Genomic DNA, 21,796 nt, shown 5'->3' with positions numbered 1-21,796 from the left:
GATGTATTTATAATCTTAGCTGATTTAAGAGAATCTAATTATATCCTATAAACTGTACTTTAATCCAGCCAAGAATTGTCTACCCATTATATTAGCCTGTCCTGTATTATTTGTATACTTAAGCCTTCCTGCTAAACTATACCTATCATCCTTTTTCAATTCATCTGGATAAGTGTCTAATACATTTACAACCCCAACAGATAAGTTCAGATTATCTATCAATTCCCAATCTATATTAAGGTCAAAAAATACCTTTTGGGACATGGTATAGTCAAACTTGTCTCTATCTTTTGGGTAGTCCCAAGATACAGGCCCGACATAATTAGCATCAACAGTAAAACTCAAAGGGGATAATTCATATGTGAGAGATATATTCCCTTTAAAATTAGGAACAGAGGTCTCTATTCTACTTCTGTCAGACAAACTAAAAAACTCCATTTTATTTTCTGAATTTTCTATGACTTCTGGAAGCTTTTCTTTTACTATTCGAGTTCTATTAAAATTAAATCCTAATCTACCATAAATATTACCTATAGGTAACTTTTTTTTATTCATAGACATAACCAAATCTACACCAAAAGTCCTAGTATGCAAAGCATTCAAGAAAAATTGAGCTGAGGCTAGATCATATTCTTCTAAATATCTTTTTAAATCTGTTCCATCTTTCACAGCTTTACTACGTATTGTATTTGAGAACACTATTCTATCGTCTATATCTATCATATATCCATCGATTGTTAGAGTAAACACATCAGGTACTTTAAAGCCAGCACCCACTGATACATTCATAGATTTTTCAGGATTTAATCTTGGAATTCCTATTCTCTCCAAAAACATATGTTCTGTATTTAAACTAAATACATCGGTTAGCTGACCATCTAAGATTAGAGTTGTTCCTGCTTGATAGTATTTCTGATGAAGTGTAGGAGCCTTAAAACCAGTACTAAACGACCCTCTAAATGAAATCTCATCTATAGGCTTATATCTGGTGTTTGCCTTCCAGCTGAAATTATTCCCAAAGTCAGAGTAATTTTCATATCTTCCCGCAAATCCAATTAGAAAATCATCCGTTATATCTAAAGTAGATTCAGCGAATACTCCAAAATTAGACCTCTTTTTATTGAAGTCCAACATTATACCTCTATAAGATTCGGAGCCAGAGGCTATATAAGATTTTTTTTCTCCTTTTTCAGATAAATATTCTTCAAATCTTTGTTCCATCCCCATAGATACAGAAATAGAACTCATTCCTATTACGTCTTCAAATACTCTAGACAAAAGAAAATTATTTACAACATGATTGAATTCATTAGCGCCTATGTAGAAATTAGTAGGACTTATCTCTTCTTTTCCCGAAGGAGTTTCTAATCCTATATTATAACTATCTACAATGTTGTAGTCTACCCTATTTCCACCATAAGTGCTACTCAAATCTATATTCCAATTATTATAAGTAGAGGACAGTCCTAACGTAATGGTTTTATCAGATATGCCTGGAGTCATCATAGGATGAAAATAGTACTGATCTCTATAAGCATTATCAAATGCTCTCATTATGTTATCCTTCCAGTATCTGGTTCTAGCATATTGAGGAGCAGACCCGCTTCTGTACATATACGTTCCAAAAGAGTATAACTTAGTTTGAGAGGGTTTATCCAAAGTATATCCAAAATTAAATACAAAATTCCCTGTCTGTTGATTAGGAAGGCCTACTTTAAAACCTGCCTTAGGATTCTTTTTAAACATGTCTTTTCCATCATCTGTAATTTTTGTTTCGTCAAATTTTCCGTCTTTTGTATAAAATTCTTTTACATTCTTAATTGCTTGCTCTTTATTTTCTGAAGTGTCTCCCCCTAATTTGGCAATTTCTTCAGCTAGTTTTTCTCTATACCCTTTAAGATAAAAATTACCAAAGTTCGTCTCGAAAATATCGTATTCAAGATAAGGATCTACATCTCCAGCTCTATTAGTTAACTCTTGCTTTGAATATGCTACAGAAAAATTTGCATACATATTTGCTGTGCTCTTTCCAAATCCAGTAGAAAGCATTCTAGTTTGGCCGTCTCCCATTTGCGTAATCCCGTACTGCGCTTTTATATATGGCTTTGTAGATTTTTTTAACACTATGTTAATAACCCCAGACATAGCGTCAGAACCATATTGTGCAGCAGCTCCATCTCTCAATATTTCTACCCTTTCTATTGCAGATGAAGCTATAGAGTTCATGTCTACCCCTACTTCACTTCTACCAGGCCCTTCCATTGCGTCTATAAAAGCAGAGTGGTTTTTTCTCTTTCCATTTACTAATACTAACACTCTTGATTGAAACAATCCTCTAAGTCCTACTGGATTGTGAAAAGCTGTTGCATCAGCCACAAAGGTCTGTGTAGAAGTATATGAAGGAACTACTTTAGATAATTGCATATCTAGTGATGGCGTAGCTACTTCTCTAACTCCAGATAGAGATATATTATCTATGGGAACTGGGGCATTAAAAGCTGTTCTAGGCTTGGCTCTATCTCCAACCAAAACCATCTGTTCTAATTCTACGCCTTTTTCTAAGGTTATTTTAACTCCACTCAAATCGCCATTGAGGTCATACTCAACACCTTGGCTACTATACCCTACATAACTAAATACTAGTTTGACCTTTCCATTTGGGAGATCCTTTAGAGAAAAAATACCGTCTAAATCTGTAGTAGTGCCAATCGTGCCACCTTCTACTTTTACAGAAGCTCCAGATATCAATTCACCAGAATCGTCTGTAACAGTACCAGAAATAGAATTTTGAGAATACGCATTCGAATTAAGTAGTAAAGAAATGCCAGCGAGAATCAGCAGGCAGAAATGATAATGTTTTAAAGGTAATTTCATAAATATTCTTGTTTTTGTTATTGAACTGAGGTGGCTAAAATAGTTTTTTTTTCTATGTAAAAAAAATATTGAATTTTGTTAAAAGTTAGAGTGTTAGTTCCTTATGTGAAATATCACTTTAAAATAAGACAGTACTACCAATAAAGTTAATCGTGAAATATTTTTTAAATAGACGTTTTATTTCTATAGCCTCAACAGTCGGATTTCATATTATATTGTTAGTGTTTTTAGGTTTATGCTCTATAACTTCTGAAAGAAAAGAATTATTATCTTTTTTAACAGTAGAGTTCAAAGATGAAAATACACTAAATAGCCAAGAAAAACAAGATGACAGTAAAACGGACAAAAGTGAACTAAACAATATGAGTAGCATTGAATCTGAATCTAACTCAGACAGACCATCTAGTTTAGATATAGATGATTTTTCCGTAGAAAAATTTAGAAACTCATTGAAAACCATTGAGAGAATGAACGATATAAAAGACAGAGATAAAGATTTATTCGACGATGAAATAATTCAAAGAGATATAGAACACACGGAAGTAAATGATGAACATCTAACACAAGACTTGGATACTACAGAAGATTTAAATCAATATTACACGGGAGAGAGCACTATAAATTTTAGCTTAAAAGACAGATATCAGAAAAAAATACTCAATCCAATATACAAGTGCATAGAACAAGGGTTCGTAGTCATAGATATAAAAGTCGATAGATTGGGAGAGGTAATCGAAGTGAGTTTTAATAAAAAAAAGAGTACCACTCTAGATAAATGCCTAATAGATACAGCCCTGTCTTATGCTAAAAAATCTAGTTTTAACAGAGATGACAACGCTTTAGAATATCAAAATGGCTTTATATCTTTTTTATTTTCTAAGTGAAAATGATATTTTTTTGACACTATCGCTTAAAACCTGAGTTCGATTAATAATCACTTAGGGTAATTAAATAAAAACAATGGAATTAGAGTAAAAGGATATAAGCAAAGATTTAAGAAAAAATCTATTTGAAAAAGGCGTAGAATTGATTACCTCAGTTAAAAATAACATGAAAAATGCCCTCATGCCAATGATTGATAAACTATTACTCAGAAAGAGATCAATCATAGAAACCATCAATGATCAGCTTAAAAATATTTGTCAAATAGAACATTCTATACATAGAAGTTTTGCTAATTTTCTTAACCAATATTATTTCTGGACTTATCGCTTACAGCTTTTCGCCTAAAAAGACCTCTGTCAAATACCCAATCGTCGGTAATGCTCGTCTTAATTCGTTTTATTAATCGAACTCAGGTTAAGAGTTATTTATTTTCAAATGAATATTAATCAAATCTAGGTTTAGATAAAAAAACTATTATTTGTCATCCAAAAAATAAAAAGCTCCTTTGTGTTTGATTTTTAAATTCTAATATTTTTTCAAAAAAAATCTTTGAAGATTAGGATAAGTTTATAATTTGCTCGAGTTTATTTAAGGCATAGGTCTTCCCCACTTTTTAAAAACTATTAAAAAAACAAATTAAGTATGAGTGATAATACATCTCTTTCAACTATTAAAAAAATATTTCTATCGCTATTAGTGTCGATGATTACTATTACTAGTTATTCTCAGTATAAGATAAACGGAATAATTCAAGATAATGATAAATTACCTTTGGAATATACAGAGGTAATACTCCAGACTTTAGACTCTGTAGCAATAAAATCTAAACTTACAGACAAGAAAGGATATTTCATCATAGATGATATAAATAAGGGAGAATATGAACTGATTATAAGGTATTTTTCTGAGAATATTCACAATCAAATTATTTCAGTTGAGAGAGATTTAGACCTAAAAACTATATATGTAAATCCAGATGTGTCTCTTAAAGAAATCGTTCTAGAAGCCAAAAACCCTGTAATAGAGAAAAAACCAGATAGACTAATATTAAATGTAGACAACTCAGTGGCAGCAACTGGAAGAAATGCCTTAGAAGTACTGAAAATAACTCCTAGACTAAAAGTAGAAAACGATAAAATATCTATGATAGGAAAAGAAGGCATGTCAGTTATGATTAATGGCAGAATAGTCCAATTCTCTGGAGAAGAGCTGTCTAACTATCTAATGACACTTAATTCAGAAGACTTGAAGAAAATAGAAGTTATACCAAATCCTCCTGCTAAATACAGTGCAGAAGGAAATAGCGGGCTGATAAATATAGTCACTAAAAAATCTATAATAGATCAATGGAATGCTTCACTAAATGGATCCTATTTACAGAGAATATCTCCCTCTGGGAGAGGAGGAGCTAGTTTTAATTTCAAAAAAGGAGATTTAGAGATAACTAGCAGTATAGGTTATTCTTATGACGTAGTTGTACGCGGAGAGAACTCTCAAATTAATTATACTGAATCAATATGGAAAACGAAGAATAAAAGAGAGAGAACTATGAATTTTATTTATCCTAGATTAGGCTTGGAGTATAAGATAAATGATAAATTATCAACTGGTTTTAATTATAATTTTTTTTTCGCAAAATTATTTATAGATGAAAATAATAATTCCACCGCAGGCTATAATACCCCTTCTCCAATTGATCACGAGACAATAGCCAAGAGTGATCTGAAAATTGGACAAAATACCTTAAACTATCATATTATATATGATATAGACACTATAGGTAGAAAATTGTCTTTAGATTTTGATTTGTTGGATTACAATCTTAAACTAGAACGGAATTTAGGTATTAAAAGGTTTATTCCAAGTAAGGAATCTAAAAAGAAGGTGCTCAATAAACACGATAAAGACAAAAATTATGGGGCTCAAGATGTAGATAATTATTCTGTGAATCTAGATATGGAGCATCCTACAGAATTTGCTAATTACAATTATGGAGGGAGAGTTGTTTTTACCGAGACTAATAGTCCAAATGAATATTATGATATTATAAATGGAGAAAAAAAATTAAATGCCAATAGTAATGAGTTTAATTATAAAGAGAACAATCAAGCGATATATTTTAGCGCACAAAAGAACATTTCAGAAGAATTTCAAGTTAAATTAGGGATGCGATATGAATTCACTCAAACTAAAGGCTATTCAAAAACCCTTGATAAAACTCATAAAACTAATTATTCAAAACTATTTCCTACCGTATACTTGTCCTATAATCTACATAACAACCATACCTTTAGCATAAATTATGGCAAAAGAATAGAAAGACCTGCTTATTGGCATTTAAACCCTTTTATTTGGGAAACAACTAAAAATGTATATGTTAGAGGTAATCAATATTTACGACCTTCTTTTACCGATAATGTTGAACTGGAATATACTTATAAAGGAATAAGCATCACTACTTTATCCTACTCTTATACTGATGATGGCTTTGGACAAATCGGTAAAACCGATAACTCTACCAATAAAATAGAGAACATACATTTAAATTTTTATAAGAAAAAAAATTTTGGCATCAATCAGACTCTTATTTACAATCTTACAGGGTGGTGGAATTTAAATGCTACTGCTAATGTATATTATCAATATACCGATTCTAAAGTTGAATTACTCCCAAAAAACCTAAATGGGTTGAATAGTTATTTTAAATTATCTAACAATTTTATTCTGACCTCTGATAGGACTTTATCAGCCAATCTGAACTTTGTATATGTGCCAGCTGGTATTTATGAATTAAAAAATATTGACTCCTATAATAGTTTAAACCTATCCCTAAGATGGTTATTATTAGATAATAATCTAACTCTTAGCTTAAATGCAAATGATATATTTAATTCTTCTATAATTAACTCTGTTTCTATTTATGATGGTATAGAGTCTTCTTATGAGATATATAGAGACAACCAGTTTATAATGGTAGGTGTAAGCTATAGGTTTGGAGATATTTTTACTTCTAGCAGAGCTAGAAGTAAAAATACAGAAGAACAAAAGAGAATTTCTATGTAAGAACTTTAAAATTAATGATGCTTGAGTTAAAATATTGCTATAAACCTGAGTTCGATTAATAATTTGCCTAATAAAAATGCTTAAAAAAAACCTTGGATTGAAGAGACTAAGATTTGTGATAAATTTTATGTTTTTGTACAAAAAGTGTCAAGTTTCCACTAAATCGCCTCATAAGCATACAAAAAGACTCCAACAACTATACCAGTAATCTCTTAATCTTCAATAAATTCAAAAGGTTCAAGCTTTTTTATTAATCGAACTCAGGTTTAAAGTGTGTAAATAAAAAATGACATATTTTTTCGTTTTTATTCATAATCGAACTCTTTTGTTAAAAATAGTTAAAAATTGATTCAGGATTATTCCTGAATTCTGTATAGGTATAGACTATTTTTTTGTAACCTCCCTAAGAACTAAAAAAAGTAGAGTTTATAATATATTCATCCGTTGGGAAGGATAATTTATTTTTGGTATACTTCCTGATTTCTCCATTAAGATTTTCAATTTCTCCTTATAAAATCTTCTCAATACCACGTTATAAATATCTTTTAGAAACGAAATCAGATCCTCTTCTGTTTTGAATTGTTTTTAGAAATACACCCCTTAATAATGATTCTTTTTTCATGTATAAAGTATTTTAAATAATACATCTAGGATTGAAAATCTAAAATATAACTTTACACACTTTGTGGGATAGTGTTGAAAAAGGGTTAACTTATCTCAAAGTTAATTAAATCAAAATCAGGCTAAATAATTAAGTATCTCTCAGAGTAAATTTACTTCCCAAATAGACTTTTCTAACCATCTCGTCTTCAGCCAACTCTTTTGCAGTTCCGTATTTTAGGATACTTCCATCAAATAAGAGATAGGTTCTGTCAGTTATGGCTAGAGTCTCTTGTACATTGTGGTCTGTTATGAGTATCCCTATGTTTTTTTTCTTAAGAGTGGATATAATATTTTGAATGTCTTCTACAGCTATGGGATCTACGCCCGCAAAAGGTTCATCTAAAAGAATAAATTTGGGATCCACAGCTAGACAACGAGCTATCTCAGTTCTCCTTCTCTCTCCTCCAGATAGGAGATCTCCATTGCTCTTTCTTATATGAGATAAATTAAACTCCTCTAAGAGTTCATCTACTTTTTTCAATTGTTCTTTTTTGGAGAGCTTAGTCATTTGCAGTACAGATAAAATATTGTCTTCTACACTTAGTTTTCTAAATACAGAAGCCTCTTGTGGTAGATAGCCTATACCTCTTTTTGCCCTTTTGTACATGGGATATTTAGATATATCTTCATCATCTAGATATACAGAACCTTTATTGGGTTTTACAAAGCCTACTATTATATAAAAAGATGTAGTCTTGCCCGCTCCATTAGGCCCTAATAATCCCACTATTTCACCTTGTCGTACCTCTATAGAAACCCCTCTGACTACTTGTTTATCTCCATAAAACTTTATTATATCGTTGGCTCTTAAAATCATATTTCTCTAGTTTAAAAATTACTTATTCCCCTTATGTAACAGACGTGTTACTCTTATAGCCGTGTCTAAAAAAACAATCTTAGGGTTAGCATTTCTCTCTATATGATATATACTTTCACTGAAATATTTTAAAAAGTCTTCTATATTATCAGAAGTTATAAACTTGCAAAAGTTGCTAAAATTAAAACTTTTTCTCTCTAGTCTAATCAGCACAAAATCTTTGACATTGTAGTTATTTAACATAGCTTGTCTGAATACCTCTATGCAAAACGATAAAAAACTCTTGATGACTTCTCGGTTGTAATCACAAATTTTGTTGGTTAAAGTTATCAAAGCGTAAATATCAGTTTTGATAGCTGATCGAACCATAGTGATAAATAAATCTTCAAATTCTCCATTAATGGCATTTACATCTAATAGTTTCATAGCTTTATTCCAATTGCCCTCGGATTGATGGGCAATATGTGTGGAGCTATTTAGATCTAAATTGTATTCATCTGATAATTTCTTAGATATGAGTTGCTGTGGTATAGGTTTAAAATAAACGCTTTGCAACCTAGAACGCAAAGTGGGGATGATATTATTTTCATTTTCTGTTACAAATATGAAAAGTGTCTTTGGAGTCGGCTCCTCTATTATTTTCAGCAATTTATTCGACGCTACTAAATTTATTTTTTCAGCCATCCACACTATGATAACTTTATAACCTCCCTCGAAAGATTTTAAACTAGATATATCTATTAATCTCTTTACATCATCTACATTTATCTGTCCTTGCACGTTTTCTATACATATGTGCTCATACCAATCTAATAAACTCCCATACGTATTCTTTCTTAGAAATATTCTCCAATCTTCCAAAAACAAATCGCTGATAGGATTTTTAATTTTGGTAGTTTTTGCTGTGGGGAACACAAAGTGTAAATCAGGATGTGTCAACTTATTTAGTCTCTCTTTACAAGATTTTATTTTATCCTCTTGTGTATACCTAGAAAGCAAGACCGCGTTAGCATAGGCTACGGCCATTGGGAGGGTTCCAACCCCTTGTTTACCTATAAATAATTGAGAATGACTAATCCTATTATTATCTATAGTTTTTTGTAGAGACTCGATTATCTCTTTTTGACCTACAATATTTGAAAAAGCTGTATTCATCATTTATCAATGGCTTCTCTCTATGACGTAATTTACCATTAGTTCTAAAGAATCTCTAGAATCATTTTTATCAAACTGATTTAATATTTTCAAAGATTTATCTCTGTATTCTTCCATTTTGGAAATTGTGTATTCCACACCTCCATTTCCCTTTATAAATTCTATGGCTTGGTTGACTTTATTTTTATCTTTATTGTGCTTTTTGATAATATCGCTCAGCCATTTTCTCTTATCCTTTTCGCAGTTATTTAGAGTGTAAATAAGAGGTAGGGTCATCTTCTGTTCTTTGATATCTATTCCTATAGGTTTCCCTGTAATGCCAGTTTTTTTATAATCGAAAAGATCGTCTTTCATTTGAAAAGCTATCCCTACGTATTCTCCAAATAGTTTTATCTTTTCCAAGTCTGTTTCATTACACCTTGCCGAACTGGCTCCCATGGCACAACAGGCACTTATAAGTGAAGCTGTTTTTTGTTTGATAACATCGTAATAAGTACCTTCAGAAGTGTCGAATCTCTTGGATTTATCCATTTGAAGGAGTTCTCCTTCGCTCATATCTTTCACTGCTTTAGATATAAAACCTAAAATTTCATAATCTTTGAAATCTATAGCTGTGACTAATCCTTTGGACAATAAATAATCGCCCACTAATATTGCTATCTTATTCTTCCACAGGGAATTTATAGAAAAACAACCTCGCCGCATATTACTGTTGTCTATTACGTCATCGTGTATCAAAGTGGCTGTGTGTAAAATCTCTACCAAGCAAGCAGCTCTATAGGTTTTTTCGTTTATCTCTCCAAACATCTTTGCCGAAAGGAAAACCAACATGGGGCGCATCTGTTTACCCTTTCGTCTAATTATAAAGTGCATGATTTTATCCAATAGAGGAACTTTACTGCTCATAACCTCTCTGAATTTTTTTTCAAAAACTCTCATTTCCTCTCTTATAGGAATAGATATTTTCTTTGAGTTATAAGGCATATAAAGTCATTTTGTCTTTTGGAAGATTATTGCCCTATAGAGATGATAGGACTTTCAACTATATTACTTCTGTTGTGGTTCTTATCTAGAAGCTGAATTCTAAACTTTATTTGCGCTGGTAGAGGAAAATCTGTAACAGGTATAACTATATCGTGTATTACAGTCCCTATTTGTGTGTTATGTTTGCCTTTTACGTGGTGAATACGAGCGTAAAATCTCTTTTTTTTATCACCCTTTTCCTCTTGAAATTTTCCGTCTTTTTTAATAAAATAATCTATAAGTAAATTGTGATAATACACACTAGACTTGTCAAAGGGAGGTTTATTATCATTTTTTTCAAACCCTCCATCTCCATCTACAAATTCTATATTCACTCTGTATATGTATATATCATTGCCAAGTGCATCTTTTTGACCTTTTATAACCTCTCCAGACAAAAAAGATATTTCAGGTTCATCAGGATAAGATTTCACACAATTATAAAATCCTAATATCAATAGTGATAGTAATGTTTTTAGTAGCCTATACTTCATACTATTATCACTTGTTTTTTATGCCAAAAGTACTATTTTTTAAATACAGAGTTTTGTGCCTTGAGCTATGTATTTATTTTATGTTTAAAATATTTTTCTAACTTGACCGTTCTCTAAAATAGATTAGAGATAACAACATTTAAATAACATTAACAATCAAATAAAACTAACTATGCTGTATTATGCCATCTCAACATGTGTTTTCGTAATTGCTATTTTATCCTTAATATTTTTCATAGTTAAACAGCAGACTGCTGTCGTCATAGAACGTTTTGGACGTTTTAACAATGTATATCAATCTGGATTACGTATGAGAATACCTTTAATAGATCAAATTGTAGGGAGGGTGAGTTTAAAGATTCAACAATTGGATGTCGTAGTAGAGACTAAAACAAAAGACGATGTGTTTATTAGCATAAAAGTATCTGTGCAGTACAAAGTAATTAAAGACAAGGTCGAAGATGCTTTTTATAAACTGGATTATCCACAAGATCAGATTACTTCTTATGTTTTTGATGTGGTGCGTGCCGAGGTTCCAAAAATGATTCTAGACGATGTATTCTTACGTAAAGATAATATTGCTATCGCTGTAAAGTCTGAATTGAATGATTCTATGATGGAATACGGTTATGATATAATTAAAACTCTAGTAACGGATATAGATCCAGATGCGCAAGTAAAAGCAGCGATGAATAGGATTAATGCTGCTGATAGAGAAAAGACTGCAGCTCAATACGAAGGAGATGCGCAGCGTATTTTAATAGTAGAAAAGGCAAAAGCTGAAGCCGAGAGCAAGCGTTTACAAGGCAAGGGTATTGCAGATCAACGTCGTGAAATAGCTAGAGGTCTAGAAGAGTCTGTTGAGGTATTGAATAGGGTTGGCATTAACTCTCAAGAGGCTTCTGCGCTTATTGTGGTGACACAACACTATGATACATTACAGTCTATAGGCCATGATACCAACAGCAATTTAATACTATTGCCTAATTCTCCACAAGCAGGAAGTAATATGCTAAATGATATGGTCGCTAGTTTTACCGCTAGCAATCAGATTGGTGAAGCGATGAAAAAAAACAGAAATGAAATAGAAAAAGAATAACATTGTTCTTTTTAAGCCTTAGTTATTTCTTGTAAATTTATTATAGTTAATTTTTAACTTGTCGGTTCAAATCTGAATTGTGTTTTTTTGTGTTAGCTGTATTAAAGGATTTATTCTATTTATTTTATCCTTCCGTTTGTTTGTGTTGTGAAAGATTATTAACTGATAATGAGAGCGTTATTTGTGTGTTTTGTAGGAATGATATTCCTCAAACTAACTTTCACCTTATGAAATATAATCTCGTTGAATCTATTTTCTACGGCAGAGTTAAAATAGAAAGAGCTACTTCTTTTCTGTTATTTAAGAAAAAGGGCTTAGTGCAAAACTTACTTCATCAATTAAAATATAAAAATCACCCTGAAATCGCTTATATCCTAGGTAATTGGGCATATAGAGAGCTAGGCAAAACAGATTTTTTCGATGAATGTGACATAGTTATACCCGTTCCTCTACATAAAAAGAAGCAGAGAAAAAGAGGGTATAATCAAATTCACCTCTTTGCTAAGGCCATATCAGAAAATTTAAAAATCGACTTGTCTCTTTACAATCTAGTGATGAAATATCAAAAAGATACTCAGACAGAAAAAAGTCGTTTCGATCGTTGGGAAGGTGTAAAGAATGTGTTTTATTTATCAAAACCACAGGAAGTAGAAAATAAACACATATTGATAGTAGACGACGTGATAACTACAGGAGCCACAATAGAGGCTTGTATAAAAGCCATTAAAAGTGACGTTAAGGAGGTAAAAATAAGTGTACTCACAATTGCATTTGCAAGTTAAGTTTCTAAACACTATCCTGAAAAACGTGTAAGGTTTTAAAATATGTCATTTTTTATTTACACACTTTAAGGGATGGTGTCTTTAAAAGGAAACTAAAATGTAGTGACTAAATACCAAGAATTAAAAAACCGCCTCGTTTAATTAATGAGACGGCTTCATTTACACACTCTAAGCGATAGTGTCTTATTTCCTTAAATGAATCAAAAAAATCCCCTCAAGAGTTATCTTGAACTTTAAAAAACTCTTAATATAATGGTTGCCAAAACACAGAGAATACGTTTTATGGGAGCTTCTAAAATGCAGCCACAAAATAAACCTAGTTGACTTTAATAATAAACTAATTTAATAAGAGCTTAAAAAGCTCTGTTGGATTTTCTAAGTTTTTGTTGTTTTGCCAAAATCTTCTTATCGCCTTTGGTTAGAATATTTGATTTACTTAACATCTCAATTAGGACATCTAACTTTTCTTCATTAGCAGAAAGCTTTTCCTTAAGAATAATATTTTCGTCTATTAGAGCATCATTGTGTTTTTTTAATTCTACCACACTATCGTAAATAGCTTGTGTGGCTGAGATATTCAATGTAGTGAGCCCATCATAGTCTACTGATCTTAACCCAGATTATTCATAGTTACCCTTTAAATATTGCGCATAAAGTGTTAATTTTAAGGCATTAAAGTCCAAAGAAACATACTTTAATATAGCCCAAAAATGAGGAATAAAAACACATTATTTTATAGAGGGAAAACTTCTGTTGAGTTAACTTTTTCATCATCAGAAATTAGCTCTGATGGATCTTTAATCATGCTTGAAAAACTAGAAAGAGATCATAGATTGATTCATTATTACAGTAAACTTTTGCCTGATACTCGAGACTCTAGATTTATTACTTATACCAGAAAGCAACAGTTAAAACAAAGGGTTTATATGATCATGTTAGGCTATGAAGACGCCAATGATGTTAATCATTTACATAACGATCCTTTATTCAAAGATGTTCTTCAAGGTGATTTGGCTTCTCAACCTACTATATCAAGATTTGAGAATAGCTTTGACAAACAAGCCTGTTTTTTAAGTTTTGTGATGCGTGGTTATACAAATATGTTTCAAGTTTATCTGATCGTAAGAGAATAGTTATTGACGTAGATTCAACTGATGATCCAACTCATGGCAGTCAACAATTGTCAATGTTTAACGGTTATTATAGTCAATTCATGTACAATGAACTATTTTTTCATGATGGAAAAACAGGACAGATTATCCTTCCTGTACTCCGCCCAGGAAATAGTCATTCTAATAAATGGTATGTGAGTATTTTAAAGCGAATAATTATCAAAATACGTGAGAGTCACCCAGAGATGGAAATAATTATTAGAAGTGATAGCGGCTTTAGTTGCGCTCCTTTTTACCAATTAGTAGATGATTTTGATTTACTATATGTGACAGGCATAGCGAGCAATGAAGTTTTAAAAAGAAAGGTATCTTGGTCAAAAAATGCTGTAAAAAAAATGTATTTAGATCAGGGAGAGAAGCACCAACATTTTATGAGTTTTACGTACAAAGCCAAGAGTTGGCACAAGCCTCAACAGTGCTATTCTAAAGTTGAGAGTACAGGATTAGGGATGAACATAAGGCATTTTTCTAGTAATCTTCCCCAAAAGGATGCTAGAGAAATTTACTTTGACTTTTATGTGAAAAGAGGTGATTCAAGTGAAAATAGAATAAAAGAAGTTAAAAATATGTGTTTTTCTGATCGTTTGTCAAATCATAGTTTTCTTGCTAATTTTTTTCGACTTATGATGAGTAGTCTTGCCTATGAAATGTTTTTATTACTGAAACAGAAGATAAAGAAAACAAGATTTGAAGTAGCAAAAAAATGGTTAATCAGTTCGATTAGAACCTATCTTCTCAAGGTAGGAGCAACGATTAAAATTACCAAAAGGCGAATCTATTATCAGCTATCTAAATCTTTTGTTTACAAGGGTTTATTTCGGGAAATTATTACCCAGTAACGGTTGTTTATTTGTGAAATGAACAACCTTGGGATAGTTACGCCTTGTCGTTAAAAAACCATGTAAAAACACTAAAAAAGAGCATTGTCATCCTAAAAAAAGGTGCAAAAAAACGACAAAGAAGATGAGTTCTCTTCGATTAGTAAAAAAGTTAAGGAAAAAATATCACGTCTAATCTATTTTAGTATGACTATGAATAATGCGGGTTAAATCATCTACTTGCTTACCGTATACAAATACTTTATTTAAAGATGAATCACTTCCTAAATCTACCACAAAAGTATTATCGTTTTTTATCTCTTTTACTTTAACTAAACTCTCTTTGTTATCATCTAAAACTAATTTTACCATGTCTCCCTTAGAAAAACCGTGAGATTTCTTTGTAGTAATTAATGTCATGTTATTAATAGTTTCTACCGAACTCGATGATTCATAGACGCTAGGAATTACACCACTGTTCTTTCCTACAATATTTGGAACTATACCTTCTATCTGCTGAGCTATTACTTTTTTAAAATGCTGATTACCCATTTTATTAGTATCTCTCATAGTGTAATCCGTGATTTCTATATCTAAAAGTTTTTTAAGATCTGATTCTTTATCTGAAATGCCTATTATGCTCTTGATACGTTTATCAGAAGTGAGTTTTACGCCATTTGCATAAACAGTTCCTAGTAAGAAAATACCGTCATTATTAGTATTGCCAATGGTTATAGTATTATCCCCATGTCCTATAACGTCATTACCTATAACTATCTCATTAAAGCTGTTATCTGCTTTCGCTCTAGCATAGTTTCCTATGAAAATAGAATTATTTGATGTCTGGAGTCTTGGCCCTTTGCTAATAATACCAGCCTCAAATCCTATACCTATATTACGACTACCTGTAATCACAGTATGTAAAGTCCCTAGCCCTATAGCTATATTATAATCCCCTGTAGTCATATCATGTAAAGGATGTACACCTATTCCTATATTTTTTATTCCACGTACTAAATTGCGTAAAGAAGATTTTCCAATAGAAGTATTCATAGAACCTGCAGTGTTATTAGCGAGAGAATATGCGCCAATAGAAGTATTATCATTACCTATAGTATTATTTTCCAAACTTTTAAAGCCAAAAGCCGTATTCCGATAGCCAGTGGTTATGGCATCACCAGAGTTTATACCTAAAAAACTGTTTTCTATACCACTATAGAGACTAGCACTAACAGTACCTCCACTAGTTCCATTACTGCCCTTTCCTGACCATTTAGTTATTAGATTATTATTCCCTACTTTTCGCAGGGTATCAAAACCAATATCTTCCCAATTAGGATCAGAAGGTGGGGTAGGGGTGGTGCTAGTGATAGTGATAGCAGATCTAGTTCTCTTATAAAAAACCCCATCGTAAAGAACTACATCACCTATATTATAAGTAAACCCTATCATCATTTTACTTCTTTTGTTAAAACCTGCACTGTGCAATATGCCTCCTAAATGAGTAGATGTAATACTACCTTCCTTACCTATGACTACCGTATTGTTTCCTTTTCCTGTAGCGCCATTACCTATAACTATCTCATTAAGGCTGTTATTTGCTTTCGCTTTAACGTTATCTCCTATGAAAATAGAATTATTTGATTTCTTGAGAGCTGTTGATCCGTTAGCAATATAATAACCAGCATCACTTCCCATAGCTATATTTTTACTCCCTGTAGTCACATTATATAAAGCATTTGCTCCTATAGCTGTATTTTCACTTCCTGTAGTTATTTTATGTAAAGTAAATGATCCTATAGCTATATTTTTATTCCCTGTAGTTATACTATATAGAGGATGTGAGCCTATTCCTACATTTTTTGTTCCATCTACTAATTTGTATAAAGAAGCGTATCCAATTGAAGTATTCCTTTCACCTGTAGTGTTATAAGCCAGAGAATATGCGCCAATAGAGGTGTTTCTAGAACCTTTAGTATTATCTCTAAAACTTTCAAAGCCAAAAGCCGTATTCTGAGCGCCAGTGGTTATGGCATTACCAGAGCTTATACCTAATAAAATATTTTCTTTACCAGTGCCTGCGCTAGTTCCATTACTGCCCTTTCCTGACCATTTAGTTATGAGATTGTTTTTTTTATCCTCTACCTTGATGAGAGTATTAGTCTTATTTATTTTTTCATCAAGCTTTTTACCCATTTTAGCTGACAATACTTTATTAGGATTATCAGTCCTTAAATCATCTGCTATTTTGTTCTCATGAATCCTCTTTTCCAGACCTTCAGCTAACTCTCTTCCCTTATTAGCTGATAATGCTTTTTTCTTATCAATAGACGTTAATTCATCTAATACCTCTACTTTAAAACTGGAATCTAACTTATTGTCTATTTCTTCTTTAAGGGCTTTTCCTTGCGCTGCCGATAATACCTTTTTAGCATCATCAGTGATTAAATTATCTGCTATTTTGTTTTCATTAATCCTCTTTTCCAAACCTTCAGCTAACTCTCTTCCCTTATTAGCTGATAATGCTTTTTTCTTATCAATAGACGTTAATTCATCTAATACCTCTACTTTAAAACTGGAATCTAACTTATTGTCTATTTCTTCTTTAAGGGCTTTCCCTTGCGCTGCCGATAATACCTTTGTAGCATCATCAGTGATTAAATCATCCGCTATCTTGTTCTCATGAATCCTCTTTTCCAAACCTTCAGCTAACTCTCTTCCCTTATTAGCTGATAATGCTTTTTTCTCATCAATAGACGTTAATTCATCTAATACCTCTACTTTAAAACTGGAATCTAACTTATTGTCTATTTCTTCCTTAAGGGCTTTTCCTTGCGCTGCCGATAATACCTTTTTAGCATCATCTGTGATTAAATCATCCGCTATCTTGTTTTCATTAATCCTCTTTTCCAAACCTTCAGCTAACTCTCTTCCTTTATTAGCTGATAATGCTTTACTCGCATCAATAGAGGTTAAGTCGTCTAATACTTCTACTCTAAAACTCGAATCTAACGTATTGACTATTTCTGTTTTATTAGGATTTAAATTATTTTCGGCCGAGGTTTCCCTAGCAGTGTAAGCATATATAGCATAAGGAACACTAAGTAACTCACTTTTTTTGTGCACATCGTATTGTCCATTATTATTAAGATCTAAATCTACCTTAACCTTATGAGGGACTTCCCAATCTAGATCTGTCAATTTAATATCTTTATATTCGGAAAGTTTATTCCCTTCTCCTATTTTTAAAGATGCCACACCTTCTTTATTAGTTTTTACTCTATGAGATTCGCTATATGTGACTTTCTCATTACCTGAAACATCATTAACAAATAAGGATATACGCACATTTACAGGGGCCTCCCTTAATAAATTTCCTTCATTATCTCTTATCAAGGTCTGGTAACTTAACCTATCAGGAAAGGTTTGAGAAAGCAATGATACACTAGCTAATAGTGACAAAAAAAATGACGTAAAAAAAATATTTTTCTTCATATAAGGTTGATGTTTAGGATTAAAAAACTAAGCTGTCTAGTTCTGTTTGAGTTATGTTTGACTACGAAATAAGCCGATTAAACTACTAGATAGTAAAAAGTAAAAACCCGACAAATATACAGTTTTTTTTAGAATACTCTAGTTGATGAGACATGTCAGATACAATAACATTAGTTTAAAAGCCTAATTTTTCAGCATTTTAAGTAATTACTAATCATATTTAGATTGTTTGCCAAAACTCAAATTAAAAAATTACTATTATCTTAGCTGAGATATTCATTTTTCCTGCAAATGGCAGGAGAATTAGACTGAAATTTAGGGTTAATAGTTTTGGTACTGTGTGGTTCAAACGATTGACATTTATTGTAATTAATTATCGATTATTAGAGTTATGAAGACATTTTCTTTCATTTTTATAAGGAGTATTTTTTCTTTTGTATTGTTATCTGTGTTTTTTTCTTCTTGTTTCAAGGAAAAAAAGGTAGATCCCGACCTTAACTCAAATCTGAGTTCAGAGAATAAGATTATATCATTCGAATTGATTAATTCTGATAATGAAGATAAAAATCTTAGAGCAGATATTCCTGGTATCGTTGTAGATAGTGATTTTACAGTATCGTTAAAAGTTCCCTCAGATGCAATTTTTGAAGGATTAAAAGTCAAGGTAGTCGTTTCAGAAAATGCTAGTATTTCTCCAGAAAATGGATCAGAAGTTACTTTTGATCTAGTAAGCGGTTCTAATCCTGAAGTTTATACAAAAGTATTTAAGGTAACAGCCCAAGACGGTAGCGTTCAAGATTATGCAGTTAATATAACTAAATCCTTATTTAGTGACCGTTCGATTACAAGTTTTGTATTAGAAAAATCTAAGAATGTGGGCAAGATTTTTTCAGATAGAATCGGACTTATAGATGAAAATGCTACTCCTCCAACTATAATCTTGCAAGTTTCTGATGCTGCAACTTTAACTGATCTAAAACCTACAATAGTTAAATCAGGGAATAGTGTTAGCCCAGACAATGAGGTAGCTGTTTCTTTTACTAATAATTCTGCTACAGATTACAAAGTGACTTCTGGGGATGGTCAAGAGAAAATATATAAGGTTACAGTAATTCAGTCTTTATCTTCTAATAATAAAATTTCTGAATTTGCATTTACAAAAGATAACGCCAATAATACTGGATTAAAATTAAGTAGGTCTTCAACTGGGACTAGGGCTAGTGACGTTATAATTAGTGATAGTAGTGATGGCAGAACAGGAACTATAGCAGTAAAAGCATCAAGTACAGCAACTATAACAGAACTGCTTCCTAACATAACAAAGCATGAAAGAGCTACCATAAGTCCAGCTATTTCAGCTTATGATTATAGCAATTCTAAGGTTTATACTGTAACAGCTCAGGATGGTCAAACAAGAGATTATACTGTATCTGTTTCTAAAAGTCTTTCTAATGACAAGAATATGACTTCTTTTATATTTGAGCATGCTAAAAATACAGAAAAGAGCCTTAATAGTAAGGATTATTCAGCAGGAACTATAAATTCTACTCCAGATAGTGATGTAGATATAAATATTAATCTTCCATATACGGTTTCAAATTTAAATGGTCTAAAACCTACTATAGCACTAAGTCATGATGCTATAGTAAATCCAGAAAGTGAAACGCCACAAGATTTCATTAGAGGTACAGCAAAGAGATATGTGGTAACAGCACAAGATGGAACTACTAAAAATTACGATATAACTATTCCTGTATTACAAACAGGAGTAGAGATTACTTCTTTAAAAATTAAACAGTCAGATCATAGTAGTGATTCTAAGGTGAGGTTTGCTCCAGGAGTGACAGAGGTAGAAGGTGATATATCAAATACTGGTGATACTTATAAAGTAGATATAATATTAGATGGAGATGATGACGCTAGTGTAACCCTAAAACCTGAAATAACATTATCTGCAGGCGCTTCAGTAGATCCTACTTCTGGAACAGGGATGGAGTTTACATATGGTACAGCTCAAACTTACACTGTAACAGCTGAAAACGGTAGCACCAGAGCATATAGTATAACTGTAAAATCTTCTAATTCTAAATTAAAATCTTTTGGGTTTAAAACTACAACTGGAAATAATAGTGGCACTGGTAAAATTGTAAAAGATATATCAGGGGTTATAAATCACACTACTAAAACAGTAACGGTGAAGGTCCCACATAATGCAGAGCTCAATGCTTTAACTCCTGAAGTATTAGGGAATAAGGGCTCTACAGTTACACTTAAAACAGGAGGAGGATCTGCTAATACAGCGCAAGATTTTAGTAGTCAAAAAACTTATACAGTTACTGCTCAAGATGGAAAAAGCACTACTGATTATACCGTAAATGTTAGTAACTATGCTGAACCTCGAATAGAGACGTTTAAATTTAGTGCTACTACTAACTCTGGCAAAAAACTTGGAGGGGAGGATATCATAGGTGTCATTAATCATAATTCTGGAGATACACCAGGAGAGATAATTCTTAAAGTTCCTCATGATGCAGAGATTAGTGATTTAACTCCTGAAGTGGTTGCAGCGACTACACCTTCTGGCATTGAAGTATATAAAGAAAGTACTGGCACTCAGAACGCTAATTCTAGCAATGACTTTTCTAGTTCTGACAGCTCTCCTAAGAAATACAGCGCAGTAGATCCTGCTGGAGGCAGAAAAACATATAATGTGAAAGTTTTTAAAGCTCCAGCTATAACAGAATTTAAGTTTACTAGTAGTGCTAATGGATCAGCTAGTTTTCCTAGTGGAACAACTGAATATACAGGCATTGTCACTGATAACAGTTTGACAGCTGGAACTATAACAGTCACAATTGATAATACCGTTACTTTAACATCACTAAAGCCTGATATTACTGTTTCTAATGGGACAGTTTCTCCTACAGATTCTGAATCAAAGGATTTTAGTTCAGAAACTACTTATACCGTGATGCATTCTAATGATTCAAATTTTACCAAAACATATACAGTTAGTGTGAATAAATCACTAAAACCTTAAATTTTATATAGGGGCTGGCAAAGAAGATTAATTTATTGGAACAAGACAATTTAATTAACTCACTTTAGAAGAACTTATTTTAAGTGAATATTACTCCATCTCCGTTAAAAATTATTTTAACTCAAAACACATAGATTTAGTAGCTTTGACAGCAGATTAGGATCAATCTAGAAATCATGCCAAGTATCGAAAAGATTCAAAAGGTTTAAGTGTCCTCATCAAATATGATTAGTTGTATGGGGTTTCATAACAACAGTTATGATTATATAAAGAAACTTTCTAATAATCATTGTTGCTTAACCTACAAGGTTCGTGATTGCTGTTCCGATTTGTTTGTTTACACATTTAACGTTCAAAATAAACTTTTTTTGAACGCATATTAAGTGTATAAAAGAATTTGAATAACTAGTGTTTTA

Annotated in this window: 14 protein-coding genes and 2 pseudogenes; 8 read left to right on the top strand and 8 right to left on the bottom strand. The window is 32.0% G+C overall.

Annotated features, from left to right (window positions below; all coding sequences use genetic code 11):
* Positions 1 to 45: 45 nt before the first annotated feature.
* Positions 46 to 2,874, bottom strand: coding sequence for a TonB-dependent receptor (locus tag JBKA6_RS01110; RefSeq protein WP_096684981.1), 2,829 nt, complete (start codon positions 2,872 to 2,874; stop codon positions 46 to 48).
* Positions 2,875 to 3,026: 152 nt separating this feature from the next.
* Here JBKA6_RS01110 and JBKA6_RS01105 point away from each other — a divergent pair, with 152 nt between their 5' ends.
* The 3 genes and pseudogenes from JBKA6_RS01105 to JBKA6_RS01095 all read left to right on the top strand — a co-directional run bounded on the left by JBKA6_RS01105 (position 3,027) and on the right by JBKA6_RS01095 (position 6,822).
* The gene (locus tag JBKA6_RS01105; RefSeq protein WP_096684979.1) at positions 3,027 to 3,758 is read left to right on the top strand and encodes a hypothetical protein; all 732 of its coding nucleotides are present in this window, start codon (positions 3,027 to 3,029) and stop codon (positions 3,756 to 3,758) included.
* A 97-nt stretch (positions 3,759 to 3,855) separates the two neighbouring features.
* Positions 3,856 to 4,162 (top strand): annotated as a pseudogene (locus JBKA6_RS01100) (transposase); the annotation flags it as partial.
* 239 nt (positions 4,163 to 4,401) lie between these two features.
* Entirely contained in the window at positions 4,402 to 6,822 is a 2,421-nt protein-coding gene (locus JBKA6_RS01095; protein WP_096684975.1) for an outer membrane beta-barrel family protein, read from the top strand.
* 309 nt (positions 6,823 to 7,131) lie between these two features.
* Here the strand turns inward: JBKA6_RS01095 and JBKA6_RS07750 are convergent.
* The 5 genes and pseudogenes from JBKA6_RS07750 to JBKA6_RS01075 form a co-directional block, all read right to left on the bottom strand.
* Positions 7,132 to 7,324, bottom strand: a pseudogene (locus JBKA6_RS07750) (IS256 family transposase); the annotation flags it as partial.
* Positions 7,325 to 7,573: 249 nt separating this feature from the next.
* Positions 7,574 to 8,302, bottom strand: coding sequence for an LPS export ABC transporter ATP-binding protein (gene lptB / locus JBKA6_RS01090; protein WP_096684973.1), 729 nt, complete (start codon positions 8,300 to 8,302; stop codon positions 7,574 to 7,576).
* Positions 8,303 to 8,320: 18 nt separating this feature from the next.
* Positions 8,321 to 9,457, bottom strand: a complete 1,137-nt coding sequence (locus JBKA6_RS01085; protein WP_172843088.1) for a DNA polymerase III subunit — start codon at positions 9,455 to 9,457, stop codon at positions 8,321 to 8,323.
* Positions 9,458 to 9,463: 6 nt separating this feature from the next.
* Entirely contained in the window at positions 9,464 to 10,441 is a 978-nt protein-coding gene (locus JBKA6_RS01080; RefSeq protein WP_096684967.1) for a polyprenyl synthetase family protein, read from the bottom strand.
* A gap of 26 nt (positions 10,442 to 10,467) precedes the next feature.
* Complete coding sequence (locus JBKA6_RS01075) at positions 10,468 to 10,974, bottom strand: hypothetical protein (RefSeq protein WP_096684965.1); 507 nt, start codon at positions 10,972 to 10,974, stop codon at positions 10,468 to 10,470.
* 172 nt (positions 10,975 to 11,146) lie between these two features.
* Between JBKA6_RS01075 and JBKA6_RS01070 the strand changes: the two genes are divergently transcribed.
* Both JBKA6_RS01070 and JBKA6_RS01065 read left to right on the top strand, forming a co-directional pair.
* Complete coding sequence (locus tag JBKA6_RS01070; protein WP_096684962.1) at positions 11,147 to 12,073, top strand: SPFH domain-containing protein; 927 nt, start codon at positions 11,147 to 11,149, stop codon at positions 12,071 to 12,073.
* 227 nt (positions 12,074 to 12,300) lie between these two features.
* Positions 12,301 to 12,855, top strand: coding sequence for a ComF family protein (locus JBKA6_RS01065; RefSeq protein ID WP_096684959.1), 555 nt, complete (start codon positions 12,301 to 12,303; stop codon positions 12,853 to 12,855).
* Between the two features lie 353 nt (positions 12,856 to 13,208).
* Here the strand turns inward: JBKA6_RS01065 and JBKA6_RS01060 are convergent, their stop codons facing one another.
* On the bottom strand, positions 13,209 to 13,436 hold the full coding sequence (locus tag JBKA6_RS01060) for a hypothetical protein (RefSeq protein WP_096684956.1): 228 nt from the start codon (positions 13,434 to 13,436) through the stop codon (positions 13,209 to 13,211).
* Positions 13,437 to 13,565: 129 nt separating this feature from the next.
* Here JBKA6_RS01060 and JBKA6_RS07885 point away from each other — a divergent pair, with 129 nt between their 5' ends.
* Together JBKA6_RS07885 and JBKA6_RS01050 are read left to right on the top strand one after the other, a co-directional pair.
* Complete coding sequence (locus JBKA6_RS07885; RefSeq protein WP_096684953.1) at positions 13,566 to 13,988, top strand: transposase; 423 nt, start codon at positions 13,566 to 13,568, stop codon at positions 13,986 to 13,988.
* Positions 13,919 to 14,866 (top strand): IS1380 family transposase, encoded by a 948-nt coding sequence (locus tag JBKA6_RS01050; protein ID WP_096684951.1) that lies wholly within the window; start codon positions 13,919 to 13,921, stop codon positions 14,864 to 14,866. The genes JBKA6_RS07885 and JBKA6_RS01050 overlap by 70 nt, the downstream gene beginning before the upstream one ends.
* A gap of 171 nt (positions 14,867 to 15,037) precedes the next feature.
* On the opposite strand, the gene JBKA6_RS01045 is transcribed toward JBKA6_RS01050, so the two are convergent.
* Positions 15,038 to 18,340, bottom strand: coding sequence for a tail fiber domain-containing protein (locus JBKA6_RS01045; RefSeq protein ID WP_096684948.1), 3,303 nt, complete (start codon positions 18,338 to 18,340; stop codon positions 15,038 to 15,040).
* A 391-nt stretch (positions 18,341 to 18,731) separates the two neighbouring features.
* On the opposite strand from JBKA6_RS01045, the gene JBKA6_RS01040 reads away from it, so the two are divergent.
* A complete protein-coding gene (locus JBKA6_RS01040) occupies positions 18,732 to 21,380 on the top strand; it encodes a DUF5018 domain-containing protein (protein ID WP_096684945.1) in 2,649 nt (882 codons plus the stop codon).
* The last annotated feature ends 416 nt before the right edge of the window (positions 21,381 to 21,796 follow it).

It is taken from the genome of Ichthyobacterium seriolicida (assembly GCF_002369955.1).
Taxonomy (GTDB): Bacteria; Bacteroidota; Bacteroidia; order Flavobacteriales; family Ichthyobacteriaceae; genus Ichthyobacterium; species Ichthyobacterium seriolicida.
Note: the sequence above shows the minus strand (reverse complement) of the source record. Positions and strands in the feature narration are given on the sequence as shown.